The sequence below is a fragment of the Leptolyngbya sp. FACHB-36 genome, assembly GCF_014695955.1.
In the GTDB taxonomy this organism is placed as follows: Bacteria; Cyanobacteriota; Cyanobacteriia; order Leptolyngbyales; family Leptolyngbyaceae; genus FACHB-36.
The window spans coordinates 1-9,150 of sequence record NZ_JACJPG010000670.1; the positions used below are offsets into that span (position 1 = coordinate 1).

At 53.7% G+C, this 9,150-nt stretch carries 12 protein-coding genes and 1 pseudogene; 6 read left to right on the top strand and 7 right to left on the bottom strand.

From position 1 onward, the window contains the following. From H6F43_RS20965 to H6F43_RS20975, 3 genes are all read left to right on the top strand, one after another. Positions 1-306, top strand: a 306-nt coding sequence (locus tag H6F43_RS20965) for a DUF72 domain-containing protein (RefSeq protein ID WP_190345116.1), incomplete at its 5' end; no start/stop codon positions are given. Positions 307-401: 95 nt separating this feature from the next. Further along, positions 402-581 (top strand): hypothetical protein, encoded by a 180-nt coding sequence (locus H6F43_RS20970; RefSeq protein WP_190345117.1) that lies wholly within the window; start codon positions 402-404, stop codon positions 579-581. A gap of 98 nt (positions 582-679) precedes the next feature. Next, positions 680-955 carry a hypothetical protein gene (locus H6F43_RS20975; protein WP_190345118.1) on the top strand — a complete coding sequence of 92 codons (276 nt, stop codon included), beginning with the start codon at positions 680-682 and terminating at the stop codon, positions 953-955. Between the two features lie 5 nt (positions 956-960). Here H6F43_RS20975 and wecB read toward each other — a convergent pair whose 3' ends face one another. Continuing rightward, positions 961-2,073, bottom strand: coding sequence for a UDP-N-acetylglucosamine 2-epimerase (non-hydrolyzing) (gene wecB, locus H6F43_RS20980; RefSeq protein WP_190345119.1), 1,113 nt, complete (start codon positions 2,071-2,073; stop codon positions 961-963). Between the two features lie 150 nt (positions 2,074-2,223). Beyond that, positions 2,224-2,598, bottom strand: a complete 375-nt coding sequence (locus H6F43_RS20985; RefSeq protein WP_190345120.1) for a hypothetical protein — start codon at positions 2,596-2,598, stop codon at positions 2,224-2,226. Between the two features lie 485 nt (positions 2,599-3,083). On the opposite strand from H6F43_RS20985, the gene H6F43_RS20990 reads away from it, so the two are divergent. Both H6F43_RS20990 and H6F43_RS20995 read left to right on the top strand, forming a co-directional pair. Continuing rightward, positions 3,084-3,266, top strand: a complete 183-nt coding sequence (locus tag H6F43_RS20990) for a hypothetical protein (RefSeq protein ID WP_190345121.1) — start codon at positions 3,084-3,086, stop codon at positions 3,264-3,266. After that, entirely contained in the window at positions 3,263-3,478 is a 216-nt protein-coding gene (locus H6F43_RS20995) for a hypothetical protein (RefSeq protein WP_190345122.1), read from the top strand. The genes H6F43_RS20990 and H6F43_RS20995 overlap by 4 nt, the downstream gene beginning before the upstream one ends. 41 nt (positions 3,479-3,519) lie before the next feature. Here H6F43_RS20995 and H6F43_RS21000 read toward each other — a convergent pair whose 3' ends face one another. The 4 genes from H6F43_RS21000 to H6F43_RS21015 all read right to left on the bottom strand — a co-directional run bounded on the left by H6F43_RS21000 (position 3,520) and on the right by H6F43_RS21015 (position 7,698). Beyond that, on the bottom strand, positions 3,520-4,404 hold the full coding sequence (locus H6F43_RS21000; RefSeq protein ID WP_190345123.1) for a hypothetical protein: 885 nt from the start codon (positions 4,402-4,404) through the stop codon (positions 3,520-3,522). Between the two features lie 190 nt (positions 4,405-4,594). After that, the gene (locus tag H6F43_RS21005; RefSeq protein WP_347272449.1) at positions 4,595-5,401 is read right to left on the bottom strand and encodes a histidine phosphatase family protein; all 807 of its coding nucleotides are present in this window, start codon (positions 5,399-5,401) and stop codon (positions 4,595-4,597) included. A 261-nt stretch (positions 5,402-5,662) separates the two neighbouring features. Then, a complete protein-coding gene (locus tag H6F43_RS21010; protein ID WP_190345124.1) occupies positions 5,663-6,664 on the bottom strand; it encodes an HD domain-containing phosphohydrolase in 1,002 nt (333 codons plus the stop codon). A 158-nt stretch (positions 6,665-6,822) separates the two neighbouring features. Further along, complete coding sequence (locus H6F43_RS21015; protein ID WP_190345125.1) at positions 6,823-7,698, bottom strand: MnmC family methyltransferase; 876 nt, start codon at positions 7,696-7,698, stop codon at positions 6,823-6,825. Positions 7,699-7,909: 211 nt separating this feature from the next. Between H6F43_RS21015 and H6F43_RS21020 the strand changes: the two genes are divergently transcribed. Beyond that, entirely contained in the window at positions 7,910-8,758 is an 849-nt protein-coding gene (locus H6F43_RS21020; protein WP_190345126.1) for a sulfurtransferase, read from the top strand. Positions 8,759-8,772: 14 nt separating this feature from the next. Here the strand turns inward: H6F43_RS21020 and H6F43_RS21025 are convergent. Then, positions 8,773-9,150: pseudogene (locus H6F43_RS21025) on the bottom strand (cobalamin biosynthesis bifunctional protein CbiET); the annotation flags it as partial.

Genomic DNA, 9,150 nt, shown 5'->3' on the forward strand with positions numbered 1-9,150 from the left:
CATTCTGAACGTCCTAAACCCCAACTGCCGCTGCACCCGATCGTGACAGCTCCCTTTAGCCTCATCCGCTTCATCAGCCACCCAACGCTGGACCTGAATCTGCCATTTTTACGCGAGTGGGTGTTACGAGCAGACGACTGGCTGCAACAGGGAACCCAGCTCTATTTTTTTGTGCACTGTCCACAAGAGGAGCGATCGCCCGCCAATGCCCGTCGCTTCTACCATCTCCTGAGCGAGCACGGCACGCCCATTCCACCCCTGCCGTGGGACGAGCTACACGCGCCATCGCAACTGAAGCTGTTTTAGACGTACATCCAAAGCGAGCTAGCCAGTGATGGGTAAAGTGATAGGTAAGCGGTCATTCAAGTTTCGACTTCCGGCTCCCCATTACCTACGCGACGATGCTTAACCCCGACGAACTGCGCGAATGGCAACGACGAATCCAGCAGGCGAATGAGTACAACATTTGGTGCCACTGTCGCCGCTGCGATCGTGAATGGATTGCCTCGGACTATGTGGGGTGTGCTTGCGGTAGCCAGGATGTGGAGGACATTCCCTGCTGGCAATTCCCAGACGACTAGCTGTGGAAAATCTTTGGGCTGAGGATTAGGATGATGACAGATGGAGCTAGTTATAGGCTCGATCGCTGATCGTCCAATCATTTATTTGGTGCAGCACCGTGACAAACAATACACCCGACAGCAAAGATCAATTTTTCTACCCCACAGGGCGCTACCGGGGCGAGTTCACGCCAGAGCACCTCGCCTTTAACGCCAACTTGCAGGAGTTTGCTCAGCGAGTCTCGCTTATTTGCGGTTTAGAAACGGGCGGCAAAATCCCACCGGGAGACGCTTACCGCGAGATTAAGGACTTGTGGAATCAGCTTAGAGAATCGAAGAAAAGCCTGCTTGACGCAGCCGAAAACCGTCCCAAACCGGAGCTGCCCGAGGAGTGAAACCGCTAACGCTCAAAGTAGTGCGTGACGATTTGCAGAATTCGATCGGCTGCGTGACCATCGCCAAACGGATTGCTTGCGGCGGCCATTGCCTGGTAAGCGTTGGGATTGCTCAATAGCTCTGCGGCGGCTTCTAGAATCGCGTCTGGATTCGTGCCAACGAGTTTAGCCGTGCCAGCCGCGATCGCCTCGGGGCGCTCCGTCGTCTCCCGCAGCACTAGAACGGGTTTTCCTAAGCTGGGAGCCTCTTCTTGTAACCCGCCGGAGTCGGTTAGCAGCAGATGACAGCGCTGAATTGCACCGACGAGATCGGTGTAGTCCAGCGGCTCGGTCAGAAAAATGCGGGGATGATCAGCCAACGCTGCTTGCAGCGGTTCTCGCACGGTTGGGTTGCGGTGCAGCGGCAGCAGCAGTGCCGTATCGGGAAACTTATCTAGAATCTTCAGAAAGCCTTGCGCAATGTCATTGAGCGGTGCGCCCCAGTTTTCCCGACGATGTACCGTTGCCAGAATCGTGCGGTAGCCATTCCAGTCCAAGTCAGGGATGTCGCAGGTCGGCTGGCGGCTTGCCACCGCTAGCAGGGCGTCAATAACCGTGTTGCCCGTTTGGTGAATGTCGCCTAGAACGCCCGATCGCTGCAAGTGTTCAACCGATAGAGTGGTAGGGGCAAAATGCAGGCGAGTAAGCTGAGAGATTAAACGGCGATTTGCCTCTTCGGGATAGGGATTGTAAAGGTCGTCTGTCCGCAGTCCCGCTTCGACGTGACCCACGGGAATTTTCTGATAGAACGCGGCAAGCGTTGCTGCAAACGCAGTTGTTGTGTCGCCCTGCACCAACACCATGCTGGGCCGAAGCTGCTGAAAGAGGGTTTCTAAGCCGTGCAGGCTGCCGCAGGTAATGTCAGTTAACGTCTGCTTTGGCTGCATGATGGCGAGATCCTGGTCTGCCTGCAAATCAAAAAGCTGCATGACCTGATCGACCATCTCACGGTGTTGACCCGTCAGAATGACGCGAGTGTCGAACTGGGAAGACCCCTTGAATTTCTGAATAACGGGGGCAAGTTTGATTGCCTCTGGGCGCGTTCCCAGAATAATGCTGATAGGAATTGGCTGCGTCATTGAACGGGGTAAGAACGACTGAACGACCTACACCATCCTATAGTCCTCAGTTGCGATTCGCTCTCCACGATCGTGCTAAACCAAACAAAAAACCCGGCAAAAGCCGGGTACCGGGGGTTTTCAACTTAAACAGTATTTAATCCATCTACCTTACGGTCTGATGCTGCATGTCAAAGGACAGGCGGCGTTTACTGAGTTGTGGCGCGGATTTTCTTGTCCATGCAGCCAGCGCAACCAGGTAACATCGTGAGGGTGAATTCCTTTAAGCGTTAAGGCAGCCGCACCAAACAAAATGCCAAAAAGATTCATTCCTAAAAGACTGCTGGCAACGACTAAAACCGCACTTACAGGCATAATTGATTGCAGGATGACCGCAAGAGCAGACCCGATCGCCATCATCAAAATGATGATTGGAAAGCCTACAATGAGCAAGCAAACAGCGAGCGTAAGTGTCCAAATCAGAAAGCTTTTAACCATCAAGATGTAATAGACGTTTCTAAAGCCTTGGCTCTGAGATAATGCCATGCCCTTGCCTCCTAAAAATTGGAATTCATCAAGTTAATATTGAGTGCTAGCGAGCGATCCCCATTGCTCGCTTTCGTTCCATTAGTATAGGAAACCCAGAAAAATTGCATGAATCTTTTTCGAATAAATTTACACACGTTGGTAATCGTTCATCTCTTTTCTGTAACAACAGAGGTTGTTCTGCGAATTGTTACATCTAAGCCGATGAAATTTAAGCTTAAATACTTAGTCAATATGCTGATTGTGGCTGGAAATCGCTCAATTTCCGCTACTTGAAGCGCGTTAGAACGTAATAGCGGGGATCGCGAATGTCTGCTTAATCTTGCGTATCAATCACTGCTTTGTTTCTCAGAATTTATGGCGCGACTGGCTGCAGAATTAATAGACCAACCGCGATAGGCGAGCAGCGGCAGTTGCAACAATGATGAGAAAATTGCTTGGGTGCGATCGCATCAGAGAGACAGTGCGGCATCGCTTGGAGGCGTGTGGAACCAACAGAAACTCAGTTCTTAGTCGTCAACGCTTTACAGACCTTAAATTTACTGGAATACGACTTCTATGATGTAGACAGTGGAGATTGGTACATCTCAACTCCGAGTGCTGTCCTACCGATTGCTATTATTTTGCCAAATGGCGATGTTGTCCCAACGGGCTGGAGGATGGAGTGAGCGAACCCACAAGACCAGAAAACGAACGCTACCAGCGTCTTCAAGAAATCTTTGCAGCGGCACGACAGCGCTACCTACAGGCAGGCGGCGATCCAACGCTGTCGGGGGGCAGCTTGAATCAGCAAGACTACCTGACCGACGATGAGAAGCAAGAGATTCGCGAGTTGGGTCAGCTTGTGTTTGAGCGGGATCAAACGAATGCCACCCACTGAGCGCTCAGGGGCTTGGGGGACATTGCCTCAACTTGCTTCAGCTACGGCTGCTGCGCCTTGCGTAGGGCAGATTCGCTGTTCCTGCGATAGGCGCTAATGCGATCTTGGGCGGTTTTGTAGCGTGTATCGGTCGTGGGAACCGTTGCCATCAAATCAGACGCCTCTCGCCAACGAGCTGCCAGCGTTAGCCATTCCGCCGAGGAGCTTGCCGTTTGACCTTCCTGGGATGCTTGCTCTGCAATACGAACTGCGTCTGCAAATGTGTCTGATGTTGAAGGAGTAGATGGGTTAGTAGGTGGGTTAGCGGATGTGGATGCTGGAGGAGATGGATCTGCACTCGCGATCGTGTTCGAGGACAAATCCGACACATTGGTCGGAGCAGAGCCGGTAGACGCAGGAGCGAATCGAGAATAAGCCAGCCAGCCTGCCAGCAGCAATAGACTGACCGTTACGCCGCCCAATACACCGCCGCGCCAGAACTGCCGCTGCTCCCGAATCTGCCGAGCCGATCGTGTTGGTAATAGGGTTGATTCAGCTTGTCGCGATCGCCAATCATTTCGCAACTGCTGAATGAAACTCGGCTTGCTGAGGGTGATTTCCTGGGACCAAAGCAGATTTTCAGGATCGCGATTGATGTCTTCTAGCCAAAGCAGCTGTTGTTCACGAACAATGCGGCTATTGATGTTGACGCGATGAATGTTGCGGGGCGCGATCGCCTCCAGAATTTGCCGTACTCTCTCGGCTATAAGCGACGGCTCTAGTTGATCCGCTGTTGGGGCTTCACACAAGAGTTGCAGCACGCCATCGGCAAAAATGGCGCGAGTCCGAATTCCAGAGTCAGCTAGCTTTTCATTCAATACTTGAATAATTGCCGCCACACTACCTTGTCTAGCTTGTCTGAAAATATCATTTGCAGCGTTTGTCATTTTTAATGGCAGATAGTTAACCGTCACCCTAATTTTCTATCCTCAAGAATCGCCTGATGATCCTCTGATTCAAGATACTGCAAGCTGTGGCGATCGAAAATTACTTTGTTAGAAGATTATCACCACGGTAATCCATGCAGATTGTAGAAAATCGTAACAGCGTCCTGACCTTTTTAAGCAGAATTTGCATTTAACCGTGTAGATGGTAAGTATCGTTGAAGCGGCGAACCTGCCACAAGTCTGTATTGAAGCGGTTGCTGTTCGATTGATGCCAGCGGGATTGGTCAATCCAAAATTCAAACAGCGCCGTATTCCTGGCTCGGAGCCGCCATGATCGATCGCTGCCCAACAGTTCCGCAATCAAATGCTGCAAGATCCAACTGTGGGTAATAATCCACACGCGATCGCCGTTGGCGTGCTGCTGAAGCAGGCATTGAATGAACTGACGCGCTCGCGTCCGGGCGTCCTGTAACGTTTCTGCTTCTGGAATCGGAATCCAATCGGGGGACGCTTCAAGCGATTTGCACAAGTCGGGATATCGCTCGATCGCTTCTGCCCACGTCAAGCCTTGAAAAATTCCGTTTTGGAATTCTTTTAGTTCGTCGGCGTACTGCACGGTGATTGGTCGGACAGATTCAGCTCCATCAACGGGTGTCGAATCGGCATCAATCAAATCGCTAACGGCGGCAGGCAAAGGAGCCGTCTGCACGCGGTCCAGCAGAATCTCAGTCGTTTGCGCCGCCCGTTTTAAGGGACTGCTGTACACATGAGACGGCAACCATGCTTCGGCTGAAAGGCGACTTCCCAGCTTCTCAGCTTGCAGTCTACCCGTGTCCGAGAGTTCAAATTCTCCGTGCCCCTGCATCCGCTTTTCTACATTTCCAGTGGACTGGGCATGACGAATAAACAGTAGTTTCAGCACGCTAGGGAAGTGGGGAATGAGGAGTAGACGATCGTCAAACAGCGATCGTCTAACAACGTTAATGCGTTTATGCACTCCAAAGCAACGTCAAGCACTCAAATGTGTCTAACCGCCAAAAATTAACCGTTATTCGCTTTCAGCCATTCGGATATTTTGATGAATGGCGTCTGCCTGGCTTGAAATAGGTTATTAGCCATTCGCCTTGACTTCGCTGCGTTGAACAGCTTCTGTCCAGGCACAAACGGCAAACAACAAGCCTGCTGCTTCTGATCGGTGCTGTTGGCAGTGGAGCATCGCTACTTAGCACTTCAGCATAGCGAAATGGCTAAGACTGTCCTACGCCGATTTTGGCAGGAGGTCCATATGCCGCATCTCGGTTGCCACGATAAAGTCTTTGAACTGCTGAACCAGCGTGGGGTTGCGCCAGCCTTTATCCGTTTCGTTATCAAAAACCTCAAGGGCTTCGGCAGGAGTCATAGCAGACTTGTAAGGACGGTCGCTCGTTAGCGCATCATAGATGTCAATCATCTGAAACACCTGCGCTAACAGGGGAATTGAGTCACCAACCAGTCCGTCTGGGTAGCCAGAGCCATCCCAGCGCTCGTGATGATAGCGGATGATCGGTACGACCCCACGCATTGTTCGCAGAGGTTGGCAAATTTTCTCGCCGATCAGAACGTGCTGCTGCATGATGGTCCACTCCTCAGCCGTCAGCTTACCGGGCTTTAGCAGCACAGCATCAGGAATTCCGACTTTGCCAATATCGTGTAGATAGCCGCCCCACATTAAATCACGAACTTCGTGTGCAGCAAGTCCGAGAAATTCCCCAAACGCTTTGCCCTGCATGACTAAGCGCTCACAGTGATCACCTGTGTTAGGGTCGCGGCTTTCTACGGTGCGGGCGATCGAAAACAGCACCTGTTCGGCATGGTCGAGGTCCTGGTTTAGACGCTTCTGACGCACCAGCGACCTGACTCGTGCAGAAAGTTCCAGTTGGTCAAAGGGCTTGGTTAGAAAATCGTCGCCCCCTGCTTCAATACCGCGCAGACGAGCGCGGCGATCGTCCAGCGCCGTGATGAAGATAATCGGCGTCAGGCGGGTTTGCTCATTCTGCTTGAGGCTGCGGCAGACTTCAAACCCGTCCATTCCTGGCATCATTACGTCAAGCAGAATCAGGTCAGGATTCTTGTCCGCTGTTACTCTCAACGCTGCTGGACCGCTATCTGCCTCCAGCACTTCATAGCCTTCCATTGAAAGCAGCGCCACTGCAGTAATGCGGCTAGAGGGATGGTCGTCAACAACTAGCACTTTTGCACGTTCAGAAGCGAGATGATTCACGAAACTGACCTCAAATAAGCGACGGATAGGGGGGGCAATCAATCAATAGCTAAGCAGCGACGCTTGCCTAGGGTGCAGTCTGTGGAGTACCCATTTATGGCAGCCAGCGCATTGCCCCTCTAGTATGGGAACCTATTTTGATGAAGAAATCAGGTTTTCTACGGAGATCCCGCTTCCGTAGCACTACTAAACCAGCGTTTTTTCCAATGAGAGGTTGGCTCATTTACGGAGCATTGCTGTTCCATCTGCCGTCGCTCTAGGATCTTGATTGCCGAATCAGACAGCGTCGGATCGCGGTAGGGAATCGCGGCACGGGTGCGTAAGTGCTCGTCTTCCTGTTGCGACAGCGGCGGCAGATCGATCGCCTCAAAACTCGCAACGGTTCCAGGAGCGCGGCGTCCCACAGGCGGGGTGGACCCAATGCGCACGTCTGCTGCCACCAGCGCCGATCGCACAGACGCGGCGCAGGAATAGGTAGCAAGCCGACCAGTGTGTTTGAGGCAGCGAGCCACCAGCGCCAGAAACTCGATCGTCCACAATTGGGGGCAGCGCGGCGGTGAAAACGGGTCCAGGAAGATTGCATCCATCTCGCCTGCGGCAACGGACTGAATTGTTTGGCGGGCATCGCCCAGCAGCAATCGCGCGTTTAACCGAGTTGTCTCGACACGCTGATCCGCAGCAAGCGGTATCAGGGCCATTTGCACAGGTTTCGACCACGAGACTAGCAGGTTAGCCGCGATCGCGGCTTGCGGCACTGTAACGTCCAACTCTAGCGCTGTGAGATGCACGCGACAGGCAGGATTCGCTGCCCAGATCGTTTCCAAAGCTGCCGCTGTGTTGTAGCCCAACCCATAGCAGATATCCAGCAGATGCAACTGGGAACGCTGCGCCTGTTGCGCGAGCTGCGTCGGCTGCACGAATTTGCAGTCTGCTTCCTGTTTTGCTCCATGCAGGCTGTGGAAGGCTTCGCCAAACGGTTTGGAGAAGAAAGTCATGGAGCCGTCGGCGGTGGGCTGGGGGATAAGGGAGGACATAAGGCGTGAGGGGTAGTCGTACCAATTCGGAATTCGGAATTCGAAGTTCGGAATTTAGAATCCTGATCGGGTCAGTGGTTCGGTGATCGATCGTTGGAACGTAGAGAATTGGTGTTGGAGCGGGGAGTGTACAGTCAGGGTGAAGGTTCGCCCATTTCTCATTGTCCACTGCTCAATAAAATAGACAGTACTGATTTGATTTAGGGTTGCTATGTCTGTCTCACCGTCAGAAGCTCGATCGCCCGCTGTCTCGGCGGAGTGGCTGCACGCGCATTTGGGCGCTGCGGATGTTGCGATCGTGGATTGCCGCTTTTCGCTGATGCAGCCGGAGTTGGGACGGCAGCAGTATGAGGCAGCGCATCTTCCTGGCGCTCACTATCTGGACTTGAATCGGGACCTATCGGGTCCGGTAGGACAGCACGGCGGACGGCATCCTTTACCGGATGTGGCGACACTGGCGAGCAAGCTGACCGCGATCGGGGTGCAGTCGGAGCCACCGAATGGACCCACGCTGGTAGTCGCATACGACGATTCGCGCTTGGCGTTTGCGGCTCGGCTGTGGTGGCTGCTGCGCTACTTGGGACACGATCGCGTGGCGGTACTGGATGGGGGCTTTTCTGGCTGGGCGGCAGCAGGCTATCCGGTAACGACGGAGCTTCCTAGAGCCAATCCAGGCGCATTCGTGCCGCGCCCGCAAGTCGATCATGCTGTAGACATCGCAACGGTGAAGGCACGACAGATGCAGCCCGGAGTCGTACTGGTGGATTCGCGGGAGGGCGATCGCTACCGGGGAGAGCGGGAGCCGATCGACCCGATTGCCGGACATATTCCCGGCGCGGTGAACTACCCGTGGCAGGAGGCAACCGACGATCGTGGCTTTTTACGCTCACCAGCCGAGCAGCGCCAGCGTTGGCAAGCGATTGGCGAGGCAGAAGAGGCGATCGTTTACTGCGGCTCTGGGGTGACGGCGTGCGTCAATTTGCTGTCGCTGGAACTCGCGGGACGTTCGACGGATAAGCTGTATGCCGGAAGCTGGAGCGATTGGTGCTCTTATTGTTGAACCCGATGTGATGGCTAAGCCGTTTTAGTCATGCCTACCAGCGTTACCGGATTGAGCGGCGTCAAGCGGGTTAGATTGGCGATCGGGACCGATCGCAAAACCTGAAGCTGCACCAAATCGTGCGTGTAATCAGCGGAATGCTGCTCTAGCCACAGCAGCGTCGTCGTCAAGTGCTCTAGCGTTGCCAGTGCCAGCAGCATCCGTCCGCCGATCGTCAGTCGTTCGTGACAGAGATCCAGGATTGGGCACAGTTGCCCCCCGCTGCCCCCAATGAAGACGCGATCGGGGGTGGGCAGATCGGGCAGAGACGCCGGAGCCGACCCGGAGACCGAGTGAACGTTATCCACCTGAAAGCGCTGGCAGTTCTGCTGGATCAGGCGGCTGCCAATCGC